The sequence below is a fragment of the Enterococcus sp. AZ128 genome (assembly GCF_051714485.1).
Taxonomy (GTDB): Bacteria; Bacillota; Bacilli; order Lactobacillales; family Enterococcaceae; genus Enterococcus_A.
Genome location: NZ_JBIORZ010000002.1, coordinates 38,901 through 59,623 on the forward strand (window position 1 = coordinate 38,901; position 20,723 = coordinate 59,623).

The following is a 20,723-nucleotide window of genomic DNA, read 5'->3' on the forward strand; positions in this document are numbered from 1 at the left end:
TGAACCTCCTCGAATACTCTTTTTGTTCAGCTTGCGATTTATTCAAATCAGCCAGCTCAAAATTGAAACTCAATGATACTTATACTTTTTACCAAGCAATTGTATGAACAGACTCATCTAATAGACGCAAACGTTCGTCATCTAGTTTGATCATAGTGATCGATGCTCCTGCCATCTCAAGAGAGGTCATATAATTGCCGACTTTATTAAAAATAAGCTCTATTTCTTCTTCTGCAAGTATCTTCTTCGCATCATTGAACATAATGAACAGTTCCATTAGTGGAGTTGCTCCCATACCATTGACAAATAGTCCATATTTGTCACCTTTTTGCCAGTCAAATTCCGCTTTCAGCTTACTGATGATCTCTTTCGCGATATCATAAGATGATTTAATTTTTTCACGACGATAACCAGGTTCACCATGGATACCAACACCGAATTCAATTTCATCATCGGCCAAAACAAAACCGGGTTTCCCAACTTCTGGAACAGTTGCTCCAGACAAAGCGATCCCAACTGTTTTGATATCTTTCACTAATTCTTTTCCGTAACTAGCTAATTCTGAAACAGATTTCCCTTCACGAGCCATACCGCCTAAAATTTTATGCACTAATACGGTTCCTGCAACACCACGACGTCCTTGTGTATAGGTACTATCTTCCACAGCAATATCATCATCCACCAATACAGAATCCACTTCGATACCATCCATTTCAGCCAAGTCTTTAGCCATATCAAAATTCATCACATCGCCAGAATAGTTCTTGACGATCATCAGTGTTCCTTTCCCCTTATCCGTTGCTTTAATCGCTGCATGGATTTGATCTGGTGTCGGTGAAGTAAAAACCTGACCACAAACTGCCGCACTCAGCATACCATCACCAACAAAACCAGCATGAGATGGTTCATGACCGCTTCCGCCACCGCTGACCAAGGCAACTTGATCAAAATCATCACTGCGGGCAACAACTAGTGTTTCTGGAACTTGCTTCACATAATCTGGATATGCACCAACTAAACCGCTTACCATTTCTTCCACGACATTTTTTGGATCATTGATAATTTTTTTCACTTGCTCTTCCTCCTAAGCTTTTTCCTTTATAAAAAATATAATCTTACATGTAATCTTCTCTGAGTAACCCGTAAATAAATAAACCCTGCCAAAGCGGGGTACCTTCCCCTAATGAAGCAGCTTCGTAGAGATAGTCATGACTTTGAAAATCATAGTGAAAAACAAAACCTATTTTCCAGCAATCCGATAGCATTTCTTCAAGATAAATATTGCCGATTACTTTATTTTTCAAACACACTGCCCCGAAATCATCAGAGTGACTGTGGGTTTGAGCGATTTTAATAATTCGTGACCGATTGATTGGTTCATAAGGTTCATACTTTACAATGCGTGAATCTGATAAATATTCCAGTAGATCAGACCAGTCATTCAGCACAAACTTTCTAATTGTCAGTCGTTCTGTTTCTATCGTCTTCTTCCCTTTCGTAAACTAAAAACACACTAGGGTAATAGATAGCTTCTATTACCCTAAATACTTATATTGGTAAAACCATAAACAATAGCGCAGCTAAAATACCGCCAATAATCGGACCTACGACCGGCACCCAAGAATAGCCCCAATCAGACTCGCCTTTATTTGGGATAGGGAGAAACGCATGGGCGATTCGTGGACCTAAATCCCGAGCTGGATTGATTGCATAACCTGTGGTACCACCTAACGATAGCCCAATTACTAAAATCAAAATACCAACAGCAATTGGATTTAGTCCATCACCAAATTTACTCATGCCGAAGGTCAATAAAGCAAAAACCAGCATGAAGGTTCCGATAATCTCACTAATTAAGTTGGCACCTAGACTACGAATCGCTGGGCCTGTTGAGAATACACCTAAAATCGCTGCTTGATCTTTAGTTTCTTTCCAATGTGGATAGTAATGAATGTATACCAAAACAGCACCTATAATCGCTCCGATCATTTGTCCTAAAATATAAGGAACAACCATATCCCAGCCGATTTTCCCAGCAACTGCCATTCCAATAGTCACCGCTGGATTTAAGTGTGCAAAGGACATATAACCTGCAGCATACGCACCAATAGTAACTGCCGCACCCCAGCCTAATGTAATCGCAATCCAGCCAGCACCTTCTGCCTTAGTCTTGCGTAAACTTACACCAGCTACAACACCATCACCTAATAATACTAAAACCATCGTTCCAATAATTTCACCAATCACTTGCGTTGACATACTTGTGTCCATAAACTCATCCCCTTTACTTATTGTTATAACATCAGCTGTACAGAAAATTTTTCTCTCACAAAAATATGACACTCTATACAGCTGATTGATTCACTTATTTTTCTTTTGGTTGATGTTTATATTGCATCGTTGCTTGGACTGCTTCTTGCCAGCCTTTATAAAGGTCATCAGTAATTTCTTTATCCATTGCTGGTTCGTAGCGTTGACCGTCGGAAGCAAATTTCTTAATATCATCGATATCTTTCCAATAGCCGACAGCCAAACCAGCTAGATAAGCCACACCCAAAGCGGTTGTCTCTAGATACGGCGCACGCTCTACTGGTGTTTGTAAAATATCTGCTTGGAATTGCAGCAATAGATCGTTTTTCGATGCGCCGCCATCCACCCGCAATAGTTTAATATCAGTACCCGAATCTTTATTCATCGTTTTTACAACATCCGCTGTTTGATAAGCTAAGGATTCAAGAGTTGCACGAATAAAATGCTCTTTCGTTGTACCACGAGTCAATCCGAAGATCGCGCCACGCGCTTGTTGATCCCAATAAGGTGCGCCAAGACCAGTAAAGGCAGGAACAACATACACATTCTCACTGCTGTCTACTCGTTTTGCATAATCTTCTGATTGCGGCGCTTTTTGGAACATCCGTAACCCGTCACGTAGCCATTGAATTGCAGAACCAGCAACAAAAACACTTCCTTCTAAAGCGTATGTCACTTTGCCGTCAATGCCATAGCCAATCGTTGTTAATAATCCGCTTTCAGAAAGAATGGGTTCTTCACCAGTATTCATAACAATAAAGGCACCCGTACCATATGTGTTTTTAACCATTCCTTTATCGAAGGCCAGCTGACCGACTAATGCAGCTTGCTGATCCCCTGCCATACCGGCAATCGGAACTTTATTTCCGTAGAAATGATAATCTGCCGTATGTCCATAAATTTCTGAATTAGATTTAACTTCTGGCAGGATTTCTTTCGGAATATCCAAGAGATCCAAAATTTCTTGATCCCATTTCAGATCATAAATGTTGTACATCATAGTCCGACTGGCATTCGTGTAGTCAGAAACATGGACTTCCCCGCCCGTCAGTTTCCAAACAAGCCATGTATCAATCGTTCCAAATAATAGTTCGCCTTTTTTTGCCCGCTCTCGCGCACCTTCGACATGATCTAAGATCCACTTCACCTTTGTCGCTGAGAAATATGAATCGATCAATAGGCCTGTTTTCTTCTGAATCATCTCTGAATGGCCTTGTTCTTTCAAATCATCAGCAATATCACTCGTTTGTTTCGATTGCCAAACAATTGCATTATAGATTGGGTGGCCGGTTTCTTTTTCCCAAATGACGGTCGTTTCACGTTGGTTGGTTATTCCAATTCCTTCAATTTGATCAGGTTTCAATCCACCTTCAATTAGCGCCCCTGCGATAACTGATTGAACCGAATTCCAAATCTCATTTGCATCATGTTCTACCCAGCCTGGTTTTGGAAAATGCTGCGTAAATTCTTTCTGAGAAGAGCTTACTTCCTTACCTGCTTTGTCGAAAACGATTGCCCTGCTTGACGTTGTTCCTTGATCGATTGACATGATATAAGACTCCATGTTCCCACTCCTTTTATATTATATTTATTGCTTTTTTAAATCCGTTAATTGGGTTTCTTTGATTTGCTGCTCCAATTCTGATTGATAGGCTTCTTTTGTTGCAGAATCCCATTCAAAATAGTCCGCCATAGCCTCGACTACCGCATCTTTTATCTCCATTAATCGATGACTGATGAATAGCATGTAGTTGGTTCGGCGTAGTAAATAGTCGACTGGCGTCAATGTCATCTCAGATTCCATTGCATAACGTAATGACATTGATTCTGCTAATGAAAGTCCGTCAAAGTTTCCTTGATCCTTCAAAGCAAATACTTTTTCCGTGTTTGATCCATAGAGTTCTGCCAAAAAAATGGCATCTTCAGAGCTCAAACCTTGATCTTCACCTTTTTGAGCGATTTTTTCTAATTCCTTATTAACGTTTTCCGAATCGATTTCTCCGCCGGAAACAGGATACTTTTCAGAGTCGACTAGTTCAAAATTAGTATCTGGTAATAAAGAAATGATTTTCTCCATAGCACCAGTTGCCATCAACCGATAGTCGGTCAGTTTGCCACCTGATAAAATCAAAAGTCTGTCTTCAGCAATCGTCAGATCACTTCCGCGAGAAACTGCTGAGGGATTATCTTTTGGTTCTTCCTTCGCCGCACTCGTAATCGTTTTTTCAACTTGCGGGCGCGATTGTTTGCCATTGGCATAATCTCCAGCAGCTTTGATAATTTTCTCAAAGTTCTCTTCGCTGATTTTTTCTTTTTTCGTACCATTATAATCACCGCCAGCTTCACTGATTAGCGGTCGTAAACCAGCCCAAGCAGCTTCGATATCGTTGATAGTCAGTTTAGCTTTCGGATATCGCCGATTAACGATCTTCAATAAATAGTCCACATCAGCTTGTTCCACTGTTGGGTGGTTGAAATCCCCTTGATAATCCGTATCCGTTGTACCAAAATAGGTTTTGCTTTCTCTTGGGATAACAAAAATCATCCGACCGTCATTCTCCCCAGTATCAAAATAAGTTGGTTGCGGCACCTTCAACTTTTCCCCGTCAACAACCAAGTGAACGCCTTTTGTTGGTCGCATATGCGGTTTATGATCAATTTTTTTATCTAGCTTATTCACAAAATCAGACCAAGGACCAGCAGTATTGATGACTAACTTACTGTTGATTGTAATCGTTTGATCATTTAATAAATCTTTAGCTTTTACCCCTGATACTTTCCCTTTATCATCATGAATGATTTCTTCTACCTTCAAGCGGCTCACTGCAATTGCGCCATCATCAACTGAGCGTTTGATATTTTCAATTACTAAACGAGCATCATTATTCCGATAGTCTAAATAAACCCCGCCGCCTAATAATCCGTTTGACTCTAATTGCGGCTCACGTTCTAATATCTCTTCTTTACTCAACATATAGTTAGCATATTCGCCGCCAGTAATTCCTGCTAAATGATCATACAGATCCATTGCAACTTTGACAGAAAACAGATTAAAGGTAGAACCTGGCTCGTCAAAAATCGGCAGAATCATTGGATCCGCTTTCGGAATATGCGGAGCAATACCTTGAATGACTGCTCGTTCGCTAACGGTATCGGAAACCACTTCAACATCAAAGGTTTTAAGATAGCGCAATCCTCCGTGAACCAGTTTAGTAGATCGAGAAGAGGTTCCTTCAGCAAAATCCTGCATTTCTAATAGCGCCACGGATAATCCTGAAGCTGCTGCCTGCAAAGCTACACCTGCCCCGGTAATTCCACCTCCAATGATTATTAAATCAAAGGTTTGCTCACCCAATTTTTGAATCATTTTCGATCGTTCTCTAAAAGAAAACATGCATAAACACCTCGTTCTTTCTTAATAGCCTATTTTTTAGAAAAATAGAGAGCTTACTTTATAAATGAGTTGTGAAATTAACATCCCCTTTTAAAAAGAGTAGTTTAAACGAACCTTACAAAATCAGTGTATCATAACGAAAAACGCTTTCAAAAAATTTAGATTGTAAATTATTGCTCAATTCCTCCGAAAGACTATCATATTTTGCTTACATTGCTTTTTCACAGCTATTCCCTTATCGTTTTAAATATGTGAAGGAGCGTTTTTCTATATTTCATTTCTATCCAAAAAGAATGCCGTTGTGCCAAGATATATTTACGCCCCAAAATAATATTAAAGAACCCACCGGGACTTTTTTAATACGTTATAATTGAAGCAATAATTTCTAAATACAAGGAGGTTGCCATGAAGATTTTAATAATTGAAGACAATGAACAAATCGTCAAAGTTTTAACTCGCTATTTAAATGAGGCTGGCTATGAGACGGATGTCGTTTACGATGGAAAAGACGCCCTTCCCTACTTTGATTGTTTTCCTGTCGATTTCATCCTCTTAGACATTATGCTTCCACATGTAAATGGATTTGAAATCTGTAAAAAAATTCGTGAAAAATCAACAGTTCCGATTATTATGATCACTGCTAAATCTGAGGATGCGGATCAAATCTTAGGGTTAGAGGTTGGAGCGGATGATTATATCATTAAACCCTTTTCTCCAAAGGAGGTCCTCTATCGAATCAAAGCTATTATGCGCCGGATTGATTTTGAAAAAGAGTCATTAGTAAAACAGCTGTCATTAGGTTCTCTGCACTTACTTTTAGAGAGCAGGCAAGCAACCGTCAGGGATAAAGAAATTAGATTGACTAAAAAGGAATTTGAATTACTCGTCCTATTTGCACAATATCCACATAAAGTCTTTACTCGCGACAATCTGTTGGATGCTGTTTGGGGATATGATTATTATGGAGACAGCCGTACTGTAGACAGTCATATCAAACGGCTGCGGGCGAAATTGAAAAAAGCCGGGGTTGAGGATTGCAAAATTGAGACCGTCTGGGGCGAAGGTTATCGAATCGAGGAATGTTCATGAAAAAAATAACTTTTCGACTCATTCGACAATTTGTCACATTATTATTGATTTTTGCAACAATGATCGCTCTTCTATTTGGAATTCTTTTTGCTAAACAAACAGAGGATCTCCATCTTGAGGAGATGACGCATCGTAGCGAATTGATTAGCGACACCCTTTCAGACTATTTTGAAGATGTTCCTCTTGTACATTCAAATCATACTAGTGGTTCAAATGGTTATGGCGCCTTTTTACGTTTCTTGAATCAAATTGCTGGTGAAGATATTTGGATTTTAAATGAACAAATGAGTTCTCTTATCAATTATTCTCATCACAATCAGAAACAATCCCCTTCTGGTACAACAAATTTGGTTAAAACAGTTTTTCGCACAAAAAAAATACAGGTTGCAAAAAAACGGAAATTCTTTCAGTTGCAAGAGCTTAGCGTCGCCACGCCAATTCTTTTGAATGGTGAAGTCGAAGGCGTAGTACTCATGCGCTCAAAGGTTGATGCAATTCACAAAAATCAGCTGTCTGGTTATTTGATGCTGCTAATGAGTCTAGTCATGTCCGTTTTAATTGCTAGTCTGTTAGCTTGGCGACTCTCGAAGCGATTTGTTAAACCGATTGAAGATATGCGATACTACACGGATCAATTAGCCCATGAAAACTATCAGGAAACACTTATAATCAACACACGTGATGAGCTGCAAGACTTGGGTGATCAGCTCATACTTTTGAGTCAGCGTTTAGCTGAAGCAAAGCAAGCTCAAGAAGGAAAAGAACAAGCTGAGAAAGACTTTCTTTCTCAAATTTCTCATGAATTACGAACACCTGTCATGGTTATCAAAAGTTCATTAGAAGCGATTAACGAAGGGCTTCTGGATTCTCATGAAGAAAAAACATACTTAAAACAGCTTTTATTGGAAAGTACTAATTTAGAACGTTTAGTTAATGATCTTCTAGAACTTAGTCGTTTACAATCAACCGAATTTCAATTACATAAGGATGCGATTAATCCTTTAGACTGTATTGAAGACGCCTTACGCAGTTATCGGCTTCCGCTAAAAGAAAAGAATCAACAGATAACGTTAGTCAACCAACTAACCGAACCAAGAATGATTCATGGCGATTATTTGCGAATTATTCAAGCGTTGAAAATTCTGATTGATAATGCCAATAAATATGCACCAAACCATTCCCTGATCGAACTGCAGATTGCGGAACAAGGAGTAAATTTGATAATTACTATTGAAAACACCTTGATCACACCCATTTCTGATATCAATCATCTCTTTGATTCATTTCAACGTGGGAAACAGAAGCAGATTTCAGGAACAGGGCTCGGTTTAGCAATTGCTAAACAAGTCATTCGCAGACATCAAGGAGAAATTTGGGCAGAAACAGGACAGAAACAATTTAAAATCATGATTTTACTTCCTTATCTATAATTGACATACTTTTGCCATAATTTATCTTTATTCTATTCTTGAGGAGGAGATTAAATGGGTAAAAAGAAAATTATACTAAGTTTGGTGGCATCCGCTGGTTTGATGAGCTTTCTAGGTCCTAAAGCAGAAGCAGCACAGCAACATCATGTACTCAATCAATTGCATTATCATACAATCAACACTATTTACAAGACATCACAAAATTGTACCATTTTACAAAATCGCGTGTTAAATCAATATGAACAGCAGTCACATGCTCAAAACACACAAAGTAATACTCAATCACAAATGAGCAATGCCCAAATAACAGAAAAACAGGAAGCTGAAACAACAACGCAACAACAAGCTGCTCAGCAACAGGTAACTCAAAAGCAAGCAGACCAACAACAAGCAGATCAGCCACAGGCGGCTCAACAGCAACGTGTTCATCATAATTACACATCTCAGCGATCGAATGGCCATCATAATAGTCACCACTAAAAAAAGCAAGATTTCATAAATGAAATCTTGCTTTTTCTTAATATATATTAAGTAGTTAATCTTTTCTAGCTCTTAAAGCCGATAAAATGGAAACTGTATCAATCACTTCCTGCAAGGTGGCACCTAACAGTGCTGGGATAACACCCGTGCTGGCAATCAGCATTAAAACAACACAAATCACGATTCCAAGCAATACCGATTGTTTAGCAATGTGCATGGTATCCTGTGATAATCGAACAGCTTCGGAGACTCGCCCTAAGTCATCCTTTAAAATGACCGCATCGGCACTTTCACTGGCGGCTGTAGAACCGTGGGCTCCCATTGCAATTCCAACATCAGCAACTGCTAAAGCCGGCGCATCATTAACACCGTCCCCGACCATTATTCCAGGACGATCTTCGTCGTTCAAATGTTTTATGACATTAATTTTTTCAACTGGCAGACATTCAGCATGAATCTCTGATATTCCCACTTCGTTTGCTATTTGATTCGCAATTGTTTGATGATCTCCGGTAAGCATAATCGTTTTTTTTATTCCTAATTTTTTTAACGCTTCGATCGTTTCTGCGGATTCTTCGCGAACAATATCCTTAAAGGTGATATATCCAATATATTGATCATTTATAGAAATATACACTACAGTAAGTTCATTGTTGAGTTCGATACTAGAACCGGCAAAAGAGGCTTTCCCGACACGAAGAGGCTTACCATTCACTTTGGCTTGAATCCCTTGTCCGGTAACTTCCTCCAATTCGGAAACTGGTAGTAAAGTAATTTCTTTTTCTTTCGCATAAGCGACCAGTGAACGGGCCAGAATGTGACTTGATTCTTGTTCGCCACTCGCTGCATAAGTTATCAGTTCTTCTTTTGAATAGGCATCCGTTTCTACCTGAATTTCTGCTACAGAGAGTTTGCCTTCTGTTAGTGTACCTGTTTTATCAAAAGCAATACTTTTTGCTCGTGCCAATTTTTCAATCGTAGTTCCCGTTTTCACAATGATTCCATTTCGACTTGAGCGACTCATTCCAGCAACTAATGCCACAGGTGCTGCTAAAATTAAAGGACAAGGTGACGCAACTACTAAAACTTCCGCAAAACGAACGGGATCTTTTGAAATAAACCAAGCAATACCACCAATCAGATAAGCGATAATCGTAAAAGGAACGGCATAGCGATCTGCTAATCGAACAAAATGTGCGGGTTTTGCTTCAGATTCTTTGACTAATTTTACCAATGTTTGATATTGACTATCCTTCGCTGATTTTGTTACTTTGTAGCGAAGCGCTGCGTCTCCATTGATTGACCCAGACATCAACTCATCGTTTAGTTTCTTCTCAATCGGTTTTGATTCACCAGTCAAGGTTGATTCGTCCACAAAAGATTCACCTGCTGTGACCCGACCATCAACTGGCACCAATTCTCCCGGTTTTACTAAAATCAGATCACCCACCTGAACGTCCTCAACCGCAAGTTCACTTATTTTTTCGTCATCAATTCGATGAGCGATTCGAGGCGAATTATCCAAAAGCGAACGTAATTCTCGACTTGCTTGATGGCTAGCATAATCTTCTAAACTATCCCCGCCAGTCAGCATGATAAGAACAACTAAGCTTGCCCAATAATCGCCTACTAATAGTGTCGCAACAATTGCTGTGATCGCTAAAATATCTACACCATATTTTCCAGAGCGTAGTGTTTTAATCATTCCAATCAACATAGAAACTGTCATGATTCCACCAACAATTGAAACGAGCCAAAAGGCCCACTTGTTCTGATGGAAACCAAACTCCATTATTAATGCGACGATCCCAACCATCACTGTTAACAATAATTTCTTTATATTACTCATTTGTTGCGCCTCCATTTTTCTTCATAAACAGATTAGCACTCTGATATTCTAATTGAAATTAGAAGTGTCTAAATGAGAAAGATAATCATTAACGATTGATATACACACACCGTTATTTACAATAGTTATTATTAAATATATCAAACAATTAATTTCCTGCTTTGATTATTTTGTCGTAGATCCACCTTTGTGTTTACTTGGTTTCAACGAGGTTTAATCCATAATTCTTTAGGTGAATTCGAAAATGTTAACCTTCATAAAATTCGACATATAATATAGAAAAAACCGACTGAGTAGTCGGTTTTAAATAGGTAGAGAATTATTTTTTATATTTGAGTATTAATAATACAACACCCATTAAACTAAAAATTCCACCTAGAATAACTACATAGTCAGATGTAGTTTCTCCCGTTTTTGGTAATGTTTTATAACCCGAAAAAAATTTCGTCTTATTTGTTGTTACATCTGTGTAATTATTTTCGCCATTTTTGGGTGTTGTTTGATCAACAACAGAACCAAACTTGCGAGTATTTATTTTTTTAGTTTTTGATTGTTGCATAGAACTACTTTCTTTTGAATTTGAAGTGTTGCTTGTATCGCTTTCCGAATCAGTATCAGCGGTAGATTCTGTACTTGATTTCGTACTTGATTTCGTACTTGGTTCTGTACTTGGTTCTGTACTTGGTTCTGTACTTGGTTCTGTACTTGGTTCTGTACTTGGTTCTGTACTTGGTTCTGTACTTGGTTCTGTACTTGGTTCTGTACTTGGTTCTGTACTTGGTTCTGTACTTGGTTCTGTACTTGGTTCTGTACTTGGTTCTGTACTTGGTTCTGTACTTGGTTCTGTACTTGGTTCTGTACTTGGTTCTGTACTTGGTTCTGTACTTGGTTCTGTACTTGGTTCTGCATAATCCGGCGGCGTGCCCTCTGGTGTAATCAGCATATCTTGAATCACCGTTTTTCGTTGACTATATGGCGTTAAGTATTTATTATCTCCAGGACTACTATCAGAAATTTTCACGGTAAATAAGCGTGTCTGACCAAGCGGGATTGGTTCTGTTAAGGTTATTAAAAACTTAAAGTATGCTTGTTTCTTATTTTCTTCAAAGGAAAGTTGTCCGCAATCAATCTGGATGCCTTGTCCGACATCTTCAAAAGTCACCAATGCTTGCTTTATGGCTTCAATGTCTCCCGAGAATGATACTATTGTGGAAACTTCCACTGGTTTACCCATAGGTAACTTCGCTACACCCGAGTTAAATAGAGCAAAATCGTCGGTAAAATGGATGTTGTCCACATTTGCCCATTTGGCTTGACTTACTATCTCTGTAGTTTCATTCGTTATAACGGCTTCAGCTTTACTTGTGTAAGAAATTGACGTAGCGAACAACAAGAAAGCAGACAGTAATACATGTAATGTTCTCAAGTTGATCCCTCTTTTCATTAATTTCTAAAAAGAGAATAAACTAAATAACACTGTTTATATTATGTTTTTCTTTTGCTGAATTGTAATATTAATCGCAACAAAGAACCCATCAAAAATTTCTAGTAAAATGAGTTTAGGATAACAAACTACTAGGAGTGATTTTGATGGGTTCACACAAAAAGCTTACACGAGATAATCGAAAATGTATAGAGACGATGATTTATGATGCCAAGAGTATTCAAGAAATAGCGGACAGAATTGGTGTTAGCCGAACAACGATTGATCGTGAGTTGAAACGAGTACCCGAAGATTTGATCTATAATGCCGACAATGCGCAATTAGATGCGGAAATGAAGCGCAGTGCCTGTGGTGCGAAGTCCAAATGGACTTCTGAATTCGCTTATCAGATTGAATGTGATCTTGAAGACAGCTGGTCCCCTGAACAAATTGCGAATGATCGTCAAATAGTTTCATTCAAAACCATTTACAATTGGCTCTATGCCGGTATTCTTAATGTGTCTAAACAGTGTCTGAGACATAAAGGCAGAAGACAAGAAAAACAAGAAGAGGCACGAGGCAAAATGACTGTAGGGCATACCATTGATGAACGCCCAGCTTCTGTGTCAACTCGAGAAGAATTTGGACATTGGGAGTTGGACACAGTTGTTTCTAGCAGAGGGGAAAGCAAAGCCTGCGAAGCAACGTTTATTGAACGGAAAACACGCTTTTATTGGGCGATCTCAATGAGGGATCGTACCGCGAAGTCAATGGCACAAGCGATTAAAGCTTTTGTGCAAGACCTAGGGAGTCACAAGGCATTTTTAAGCTTTACGGTCGACCGTGGGAAAGAGTTTTCTTGCTGGAAAGAAATTGAGAAAGATTTAGACGTACCTATGTATTTTTGTGATCCATACTCCCCATGGCAACGCGGATCTAACGAAAATGGGAATGGTTTATTTAGAGAATTCTTCCCTAAGGGAACTGATTTTTCAAAGGTACCCCCTACGGAGAAACAGGAAGCATTACGCAAGATAAATATGCGTCCTAAAAAAACATTGAACTGGAAAAATTGTTGGGAAGTCTTTCAAGAAGAAATGTTGCAATTAATTTGACAATTCAGCTTTTGAAAAATTGGAGAATTTTGAATAATTTGATTTCCTAAAAAAACACGATGGTTTATTAAAAGCCTCCCATGCTCTATACTTTAGATAAGAAACTTTTTAAGGAGAGCCGTATGCAAACACAGGAAGCAGTTAAAAAATATCTATTAAGTAAGAAAAACCGAACAAAACTTAAGCTTTTTCAACTGTTGACCAAGCATTCTGAGCCCGTCAGTCAAAGTTATCTAGCACAAAGAAGTCAGGTTTCAGACGCAACCCTGCTCCTCTATCTAAAGGAACTGAGTCAAGATTTACAGCAAATAATCCATCCTGACTGCCGAGTAATATCAAAACAACGTTTCAGTCAAATTGATATAGCTCTTTTTGATAAAGCTGAATGCTATTACAAGATGTTCGGTGCTTATTGTAAATCTTCTACAAATTTCACAATTATTGCAGCTTTACTTGATCGCGAAACTAATTCAATTTTAGCACTCAGTTATAAAACGAATTACAGCGTTCCTTATTTGTACTCACGAATGAAGGAAATTGATGAATTTTTAGCATTGTTTGGATTAGCGATTTCCTTCTCCAAATCAGGTAACCGAAGAATCCACGGCACTGAAATTCAGATTCAATATTGTTTGTTAGATGTTTATTGGACAATTTTTGCCAATACAAGCCTCCCTTTTAATAAGGACAGTATTGATGTTTATCAATTTGTTTCTACCTATCTAAAAAAGGAATTGATTCCACGTTTATCTAGTGGGCAACTGGATAAGATCGCTTTGTTGTTGATTTTATGTACCGAAAATTTCCCTTACAGCTCGCTTAAAAAAGTACAGGAAGACTTGGCAAATAGTGAAAATAGCCGAATCTTTTTGAATCCAATGATTGATGCCTTCAATCCTTCACTTCACTTGAACGATGAACAAAGGATAATTCTGAATATTTTGATCCGTTTGTCCACCACAAAAATTGATTCCGATGAAGAGAACTATAAGCAATATTCGACTTTCATTCAGGAAAAAGTCCCAGCTGTCTTGTCAGCAAAAAAAATAGTAGACAATTTTTCCAAAAGATTTCAGCTAAAAATACCGGAAAACAAACGAGTTCTGCACATCCTGAATTTGTCACGAAATCGGTTGTACAATGATTATTTAGCAGAGAACCATTCAAACACTATGCTGCCAAGCTACTTCCTCCATAAAAATAGTGAGAATTTCTCACAGGTCATTGATGATATACGTCATTTTTATCACGATTTTGAGCAGCATGACGATTTTTTTGGGGCTAGCTCTAATGCCCAAAACACAGATTCAATCATCGAAGACCTGTACCATCTATACGATCGATATCATGCTGTTAACCCCATTAGAATTGGAGTTAACTATACTCGTGATTACTATATTAGCGATGATATTATGGGAAAGATTGAGCAGTTATTTACTGACAGTATAATTCTTCAGAAAAATGAGATGAATAATTGCGACTTAGTCATCAGTGATTGTCCTTTGCCAAAATTAAAGTCGAAAATCAAAAAAATTTATGTAATCAATGACCTATCAAATAAAGAAAACTTCGATATATTGATTGAACAGGTTGCTCGTGAAACTTTTGACTTAATCAATTCAAGGTTTTAACATTTAGATGGTTAAAGCAAAGCGGCCAAATTACTTTCTAAATCAATAGTAATTTGGCCGCGAACTTTTGCTTTATTATTCCGAACGATGATCACGCAAACGATAGCCCACTCCGATCTCAGTAATCAAATATTCTGGTTTCAATGTATCGCTTTCGATCTTTTTACGAATGTTAGACATATTCACCCGCAATGTCTGCGAGTCATCGCTGTAAGGGCCCCATACTTCTGTCATCAAGGTTTGATACGTAACTACCTTCCCCAACTGACGAAACATCAGCGCTAAAATTCGATATTCGTTTTTTGTAAGATGGATTTCTTGTCCCTTTTTATAAACTAACTGTTTTTCGAAATCAATTTTCAAGTCTTTGTTTTCCACGACAGTTAGTGATTCCGTTTGAACGTTTTGATGGCGCAAGGCTGTACGAATCCTCGCAAGTAATTCATTCGTTCCAAATGGTTTAGTTACATAATCATCCGCACCTAAATCCAACGCTTTAACTTTCTCCTCTTCATTATTTCTAGCAGAAATAATGATGATTGGCAGATGCATTCGCTTGCGAAGGATTTTTAACAAATCAATCCCATCAATATCTGGTAATCCTAAGTCTAACAAAACTAAATCAAACGATGTTGTTTGAAAAGCAGTCAATGCCTCCATTCCAGTACTAGCAATCGTTAACTGATAGCGTTCCTGTCCCAAAACGACTTCCATAAAATCCGTAATATTTGGATCATCTTCAATCAATAAAATGGATTGCTTCATAATTCTTCCCCTCACTTCAAATAAATTCGAACCAATGTTTTGCCCCCACCTATCGTCATTTCCATTTTACCATTGTGCGCATGGACGATTGTTTTTACAATACTCAATCCGATTCCTAAGCCATTTTTTGAATCAACCGGTACTTCATTCGTGCTGGACAAATTTGATTGGATCTTTTGAAATTGTTTTAATGGAATTTCGCCGTGATTTTCAATTTCAAAAACTGTTTGTTCTTTTTCCTGATAGACGTTTAGTTTGACTGGTAGATCATTTTCTCCATGACGAAACGCATTTTCTATCAGATTGAACAACGCTTGTTCAATCAAAATGGGGTCCGCTTGAATAAAGATGACCTCTTCTGGTAGGTGAACATCCACTTGGCCGTCTGGATAGACTTTCCTCAAATGCTTATAAACAGCCTCGATGATCTCTTCTACTGGTTCAGCAGTTTTATTAACCTTCATAGTATCCATGTTGATTCGCGTGATGGATAAAAGATTTTCAACCATCCGAATCAGCCATTGTGACTCTTCTTGAATATCCTTTAATAATTTTCTCTGTGTCTCTTCTTTTAAATCATTTCCAATGCCTAATGTTTCAGCAATCCCTGAGATAACAGTTAATGGTGTTCTCAGATCATGAGATACGGCTCGTAATAAATTGCTGCGGACTTTTTCCCGTTCATTTTCTAACTCAACTTGCTCTTTCTCATCTTTCAATTCTGTTTGTTCCAAGATGACTGCAATTTGCGTCAGAACCAATTTTAAGTAATTGAGCTGATCATTTTCCAAATCAAGATCTGCATTTCGTTCAATGCCCAATACCGCCAACGTCTTCCTGCCTGCAACAATCGGTAAATAGAATCCTTTAGCACCAATTAGTGTGTCTGTACCATTCCCAGCTTCTTTTTGGTTCTTTGCTGCCCAAAAGGCTACAGCAGCTTCGTCTTTATTATTTAATATTGATTTTTTTCCGTCGATACAATAAACACTCTCTGTCTTCGCTTGACGATCAAAAATAATCACTTCTCGTTCCAATAACCTTGATAAATAAGTAGCAGAAATATCAAGAATTTGTTTTCGACTTTCCGCTAACACATATTGTTTGTTCAACTCGTATAAGATTTCCATTTGGTGCTCTTTTTCCATCGAAGTATCGGCTTGTTTCTTTAATCGGATCATTAAATTACTGCTCATCAAAGCAACAACTAACATGATCAATAAAGTAAAAGGATAGCCCTGCTTATACACTGTCAGAGAATATAATGGTTCGACAAAAAACCAATTAAAAGACAAAACACTTAAAATGGAGGACAATGCGCTCCAAAAATAACCGGATGTCGTTCGAGCGACTAATAATACGAATGAAATATAAATAAGCATCAGATTTTGATCACCAACGTGGATATATTGCATCAATTCCGTCACAACCGTCGCTAGAAAAACACCACCAATTGCAATCGCTAAATCTTTTCCGCCGCCCTCAATGACTTTACGAGTCTTAAAAAATAAAGACCGCTTTTCTTCATTGAAAGGAATTAAATGAAGTTCTGTATCTTTCAATCGTTTTAACAAGCGATCATCAAACGCTTCAATAAAGATTTTTTCATACCATGGCTGTCGTAGATTTTTCCCCATAATAATATCGGTAACGCCCGTCATTTTTGCGAACTCGACAATCGTCTCAAAACTATCATCCTCTTCAATACTAATGACCTCCGCACCTAATTTATCGGCTAAAGGAATGTTCGTTGGTGTATTTTCTTGCGTGCGAACTTGAATCACTGTCCAATCGGCAGCTAGACCTTGAGCCAAACGCGCTGTCCAGCGAATACATTTTTCGGTCATTTTTGGAAAGGCATCGTTCACTACTGTCAATAATTTACTTTGTATCCCAATTGTCTTTCCGCTAATTCGATTAATATGATCCGATGCTCGCTGAATTGCTAATCCACGTAATTGGTCCAATTTTTGCGGAATAAAAAAATTTTTCAAGGCACGTTTCGCGTTTTCATTCGCATATATTTTTCCTTGTTCAAGTCGTTCGATCAGCTCATCTGGCTCCACATCAATCACTCTTATTGTCGCTTGCTGTAGAAAAGTGTCCGGCACCGTTTCCTTGACCTCGATTCCGGTAACTTCTTCAACGATATCATTCAAACTTTCGATATGTTGAACATTGACCGTAGTAAAAACATCGATTCCGGCATTCAACAGTTCATCAATATCCTGGTATCGTTTACGATTTCGAGAACCTTCCGCATTGGAATGAGCCAGCTCGTCAATCAACACGATCTCGGGTTTCTGTTGAATGATTTGATCAATATCCGGCTCTGTTAAAACCATTTGTTTGTAAAAAATCTTCTTAGGAGGAATTTGCGGTAATCCTTCTAATAATCGATTGGTATCTGGACGATCATGAGGTTCGATATAACCGACAACAACATGTTTTCCCATCATCAATAATTCATGAGCCTCTGCCAACATACCGTAGGTTTTCCCAACACCAGCCGCAAAGCCAAAAAATATCCGCAATCGACCTCGGCGTCCATCGCCAGATTGCATTTCTTCTGTTGTCTGCATCAGCAGTCCTCCTCTCTTTGGATGCACAACAATTCCCTAACCATTTTTGGTTAGAGAATTGTTCTTTATTATATTCCTAGTTTATCTAATGCTAGGTTTAACTGCAAAACATTGACATAAAATCGGTCTGAAAACCAATCTTTTTGGCTATGTTTATCGATGAGTTTACGAATTGATTGTTGAGACAAGCCACGTTCTTTAGAAATTCGGGCAACTTGAAAATGAGCCGCTGCCAAACTAATATCCGGATCCACACCACTGGCAGATGCTGTCACGAGATCATTCGGAACTTTTTTCTCTGTTGGATTTTTTTCCAATTCTGCAACGGTACGCTTCTCAACTAATTGCTTTTGCTCCGCCGAAACAGGTGATAGCTGACTAACCTCCTCACTACGTCCTGAAAAATATTTTGACTGTTCAAAAGTTTGTCCAATCAACTTTGAACCAACAACTTGATTATTCACTGAAACCTGACTGCCGTTAGCCTGATCTGAAAAGAACAATTGACCAATGCCGGTAACTGCAACGGTATATAGCCCGCCAAAAACGATCAGGCTCAAAATCAAAAAACGCAAACTGCCTAGAATACTTTTTTTCATAGTTGCTCCTCCTTTATAAAATGATCAGTGAGAGAATCAGATCTATGATCTTGATAAAAATAAATGGTGCAATAATTCCCCCAAGTCCATAAATCAGCAGATTGTGACGCAAAATTTGACTAGCCGGTTTCTCTTGATACTTCACACCTTTTAATGCTAGTGGAATCAAGGCCACGATAACGACTGCATTATAGATGACAGCGGACAGGATCGCAGTCAGTGGACTGCCTAATCCCATAATATTCAATCGATCCAGTTGCGGATAAATACTGTAAAACAGTACTGGAATCACCGCAAAATATTTAGCGATATCATTTGCGATACTAAAGGTAGTTAACGCACCTCGAGTCATCAACAATTGTTTCCCAATCTGTACGACTTGCAGCAATTTTGTTGGACTGGAATCCAAATCAATCATGTTCCCCGCTTCCTTCGCGGCTTGTGTTCCTGTATTCATCGCCATCGCAACGTCGGCTTGCGCTAATGCTGGTGCATCGTTTGTCCCATCACCAGTCATTGCGACCAAGTGCCCCTTTTCTTGATACTCGCGAATCAGATTCATTTTATTTTCTGGGGTAGCTTCTGCCAAGAAATCATCTACTCCCGCTTCCGCTGCGATCGCTGCCGCCGTTAAGGGGTTATCACCAGTGATCATGATGGTCTTGATACCCATCTTACGCATATCAGCAAATTTTTCCTTTACACCATTCTTAACGATGTCTTTCAAATAGACGACACCCATCACACGATTATTTTTTACAACTACTAGAGGTGTTCCACCTGCTCGAGCGATTTTATCAACAATCTTGTCACACTCAGATGGATAGTCCTCTCCTTTAGATTGTACATATTTTTTCATGGTGTCTGCGGCACCTTTGCGAATCTCGTCACCGCGATAATCAATTCCGCTCATGCGTGTTTTTGCACTGAAATCGATAAATTTAACCTCTGATTGCTGGAATTCTCTTTCCCGCAAGTTGAAACGTTCTTTTGCTAAAATCACGATACTGCGACCTTCTGCTGTCTCGTCAGCCAAAGAAGATAATTGCGCCGCATCCGCTAACTGTTCTTCACTGACACCATGGACTGGCAAAAATTCGCTTGCTCGGCGATTTCCCAATGTTATGGTTCCTGTTTTGTCGAGTAAAAGAACATCCACGTCACCTGCTGCTTCGATCGCACGACCACTCATAGCAATGACGTTTTCCTTCGTCAAGCGGCTCATGCCTGCGATCCCGATCGAAGAGATTAAGGCCCCGATCGTCGTTGGCGCCAGACAGATTAGTAAAGCAATCACAATAATCAGTGATAAAGCTTCCCCTTTACCAGATAACTGACTGCTGAAATCGGTAAATGGGACTAAAGTAATCGATACAGTTAAGAAAATAATCGTCAAAGTAATCAAGAAAATCTGCAAACCAATCTCATTCGGCGTCTTTTTTCGTTGAGTTCCCTCTACCATGGCGATCATTTTATCTAAGAAGGATTGACCGTTTTCCGAGGTGACACGAATCACTAAATAATCAGAAACGACGGTTGTTCCGCCAGTAACCGCACTGCGATCCCCACCAGATTCACGAATTACTGGCGCTGATTCGCCAGTAATGGCACTTTCATCTACTGATGCAGCCCCCTCGATTACATCACCATCAGCTGGGATTTGCTCTCCTGCACGTACATAGACCAAATCGCCTCGCTTTAAATCAGAAGACTGTAATTCAATGAAATTCTCTTCTTTGACATCTTCTAAACTGTTGATTTTATAAGTCATGACTTCCTTTTTTGCTTGTTTCAAACTATCAGCCTGTGCTTTTCCTCGTCCTTCTGCAACAGCTTCAGCAAAATTCGCAAAAAGCAAAGTCAACCAAAGAAAAATGGTTATTGAAATGTTAAACCATAACGGTACACCCATTGGGTAGAAACATAATATTGTAGTGATGAGCGCACCTAAATAGACGACAAACATCACGGGATTTTTAACTTGTTGGCGTGGATCCAATTTTTTAAAGGATTGTCCCACTGCCCATTGATAGATTTTTTTCATTTTTTACTCACT

General features: G+C 38.8%; 16 protein-coding genes. 5 read left to right on the top strand and 11 right to left on the bottom strand.

The annotated features are described in order from the left end of the window. Window positions 1-88: 88 nt before the first annotated feature. The 5 genes from dhaK to glpO form a co-directional block, all read right to left on the bottom strand. Window positions 89-1,072 (bottom strand): dihydroxyacetone kinase subunit DhaK, encoded by a 984-nt coding sequence (gene dhaK / locus IGI38_RS12015; RefSeq protein WP_438730586.1) that lies wholly within the window; start codon window positions 1,070-1,072, stop codon window positions 89-91. Window positions 1,073-1,115: 43 nt separating this feature from the next. Further along, window positions 1,116-1,481, bottom strand: coding sequence for a GNAT family N-acetyltransferase (locus IGI38_RS12020; RefSeq protein WP_438733367.1), 366 nt, complete (start codon window positions 1,479-1,481; stop codon window positions 1,116-1,118). 67 nt (window positions 1,482-1,548) lie between these two features. Further along, a complete protein-coding gene (locus IGI38_RS12025; protein WP_438730588.1) occupies window positions 1,549-2,271 on the bottom strand; it encodes an MIP/aquaporin family protein in 723 nt (240 codons plus the stop codon). A 94-nt stretch (window positions 2,272-2,365) separates the two neighbouring features. Next, window positions 2,366-3,874 carry a glycerol kinase GlpK gene (gene glpK, locus IGI38_RS12030; RefSeq protein WP_438730590.1) on the bottom strand — a complete coding sequence of 503 codons (1,509 nt, stop codon included), beginning with the start codon at window positions 3,872-3,874 and terminating at the stop codon, window positions 2,366-2,368. Between the two features lie 24 nt (window positions 3,875-3,898). Then, window positions 3,899-5,704 carry a type 1 glycerol-3-phosphate oxidase gene (gene glpO, locus IGI38_RS12035; RefSeq protein WP_438730592.1) on the bottom strand — a complete coding sequence of 602 codons (1,806 nt, stop codon included), beginning with the start codon at window positions 5,702-5,704 and terminating at the stop codon, window positions 3,899-3,901. A gap of 405 nt (window positions 5,705-6,109) precedes the next feature. Here glpO and IGI38_RS12040 point away from each other — a divergent pair, with 405 nt between their 5' ends. The 3 genes from IGI38_RS12040 to IGI38_RS12050 are packed head-to-tail and all read left to right on the top strand — an operon-like array spanning window position 6,110 to window position 8,703. Beyond that, on the top strand, window positions 6,110-6,793 hold the full coding sequence (locus tag IGI38_RS12040; RefSeq protein ID WP_438730594.1) for a response regulator transcription factor: 684 nt from the start codon (window positions 6,110-6,112) through the stop codon (window positions 6,791-6,793). Beyond that, complete coding sequence (locus IGI38_RS12045) at window positions 6,790-8,223, top strand: sensor histidine kinase (RefSeq protein WP_438730596.1); 1,434 nt, start codon at window positions 6,790-6,792, stop codon at window positions 8,221-8,223. The genes IGI38_RS12040 and IGI38_RS12045 overlap by 4 nt, the downstream gene beginning before the upstream one ends. A 54-nt stretch (window positions 8,224-8,277) precedes the next feature. After that, complete coding sequence (locus IGI38_RS12050) at window positions 8,278-8,703, top strand: hypothetical protein (protein WP_438730598.1); 426 nt, start codon at window positions 8,278-8,280, stop codon at window positions 8,701-8,703. Window positions 8,704-8,758: 55 nt separating this feature from the next. Here the strand turns inward: IGI38_RS12050 and IGI38_RS12055 are convergent, their stop codons facing one another. Then, window positions 8,759-10,552 (bottom strand): heavy metal translocating P-type ATPase, encoded by a 1,794-nt coding sequence (locus IGI38_RS12055; RefSeq protein WP_438730600.1) that lies wholly within the window; start codon window positions 10,550-10,552, stop codon window positions 8,759-8,761. Window positions 10,553-10,871: 319 nt separating this feature from the next. After that, window positions 10,872-11,978, bottom strand: a complete 1,107-nt coding sequence (locus IGI38_RS12060; RefSeq protein WP_438730602.1) for an LPXTG cell wall anchor domain-containing protein — start codon at window positions 11,976-11,978, stop codon at window positions 10,872-10,874. Window positions 11,979-12,142: 164 nt separating this feature from the next. Here IGI38_RS12060 and IGI38_RS12065 point away from each other — a divergent pair, with 164 nt between their 5' ends. Both IGI38_RS12065 and IGI38_RS12070 read left to right on the top strand, forming a co-directional pair. Next, window positions 12,143-13,090, top strand: coding sequence for an IS30 family transposase (locus tag IGI38_RS12065; protein ID WP_438725454.1), 948 nt, complete (start codon window positions 12,143-12,145; stop codon window positions 13,088-13,090). Between the two features lie 122 nt (window positions 13,091-13,212). Continuing rightward, entirely contained in the window at window positions 13,213-14,721 is a 1,509-nt protein-coding gene (locus IGI38_RS12070; protein WP_438730604.1) for a helix-turn-helix domain-containing protein, read from the top strand. 75 nt (window positions 14,722-14,796) lie between these two features. On the opposite strand, the gene IGI38_RS12075 is transcribed toward IGI38_RS12070, so the two are convergent. The 4 genes from IGI38_RS12075 to kdpB all read right to left on the bottom strand — a co-directional run bounded on the left by IGI38_RS12075 (window position 14,797) and on the right by kdpB (window position 20,711). Then, entirely contained in the window at window positions 14,797-15,486 is a 690-nt protein-coding gene (locus IGI38_RS12075; RefSeq protein WP_438730607.1) for a response regulator transcription factor, read from the bottom strand. 11 nt (window positions 15,487-15,497) lie between these two features. Beyond that, window positions 15,498-18,068, bottom strand: coding sequence for a DUF4118 domain-containing protein (locus IGI38_RS12080; protein WP_438730610.1), 2,571 nt, complete (start codon window positions 18,066-18,068; stop codon window positions 15,498-15,500). A gap of 68 nt (window positions 18,069-18,136) precedes the next feature. Further along, a complete protein-coding gene (locus IGI38_RS12085; RefSeq protein ID WP_438730613.1) occupies window positions 18,137-18,667 on the bottom strand; it encodes a potassium-transporting ATPase subunit C in 531 nt (176 codons plus the stop codon). 13 nt (window positions 18,668-18,680) lie between these two features. Beyond that, complete coding sequence (kdpB, locus tag IGI38_RS12090; RefSeq protein WP_438730616.1) at window positions 18,681-20,711, bottom strand: potassium-transporting ATPase subunit KdpB; 2,031 nt, start codon at window positions 20,709-20,711, stop codon at window positions 18,681-18,683. Window positions 20,712-20,723 lie beyond the last annotated feature (12 nt).

What these genes read in the sequence shown, in the direction of transcription:
- IGI38_RS12025 (WP_438730588.1), bottom strand. Translation starts at nt 2,271, where the DNA reads ATGGACACAAGTATGTCAACGCAAGTGATTGGTGAAATTATTGGAACG.
- glpK (WP_438730590.1), bottom strand. Translation starts at nt 3,874, where the DNA reads ATGGAGTCTTATATCATGTCAATCGATCAAGGAACAACGTCAAGCAGG.
- glpO (WP_438730592.1), bottom strand. Translation starts at nt 5,704, where the DNA reads ATGTTTTCTTTTAGAGAACGATCGAAAATGATTCAAAAATTGGGTGAG.
- IGI38_RS12040 (WP_438730594.1), top strand. Translation starts at nt 6,110, where the DNA reads ATGAAGATTTTAATAATTGAAGACAATGAACAAATCGTCAAAGTTTTA.
- IGI38_RS12045 (WP_438730596.1), top strand. Translation starts at nt 6,790, where the DNA reads ATGAAAAAAATAACTTTTCGACTCATTCGACAATTTGTCACATTATTA.
- IGI38_RS12050 (WP_438730598.1), top strand. Translation starts at nt 8,278, where the DNA reads ATGGGTAAAAAGAAAATTATACTAAGTTTGGTGGCATCCGCTGGTTTG.
- IGI38_RS12055 (WP_438730600.1), bottom strand. Translation starts at nt 10,552, where the DNA reads ATGAGTAATATAAAGAAATTATTGTTAACAGTGATGGTTGGGATCGTC.
- IGI38_RS12065 (WP_438725454.1), top strand. Translation starts at nt 12,143, where the DNA reads ATGGGTTCACACAAAAAGCTTACACGAGATAATCGAAAATGTATAGAG.
- IGI38_RS12070 (WP_438730604.1), top strand. Translation starts at nt 13,213, where the DNA reads ATGCAAACACAGGAAGCAGTTAAAAAATATCTATTAAGTAAGAAAAAC.
- IGI38_RS12075 (WP_438730607.1), bottom strand. Translation starts at nt 15,486, where the DNA reads ATGAAGCAATCCATTTTATTGATTGAAGATGATCCAAATATTACGGAT.
- IGI38_RS12080 (WP_438730610.1), bottom strand. Translation starts at nt 18,068, where the DNA reads ATGCAGACAACAGAAGAAATGCAATCTGGCGATGGACGCCGAGGTCGA.
- IGI38_RS12085 (WP_438730613.1), bottom strand. Translation starts at nt 18,667, where the DNA reads ATGAAAAAAAGTATTCTAGGCAGTTTGCGTTTTTTGATTTTGAGCCTG.
- kdpB (WP_438730616.1), bottom strand. Translation starts at nt 20,711, where the DNA reads ATGAAAAAAATCTATCAATGGGCAGTGGGACAATCCTTTAAAAAATTG.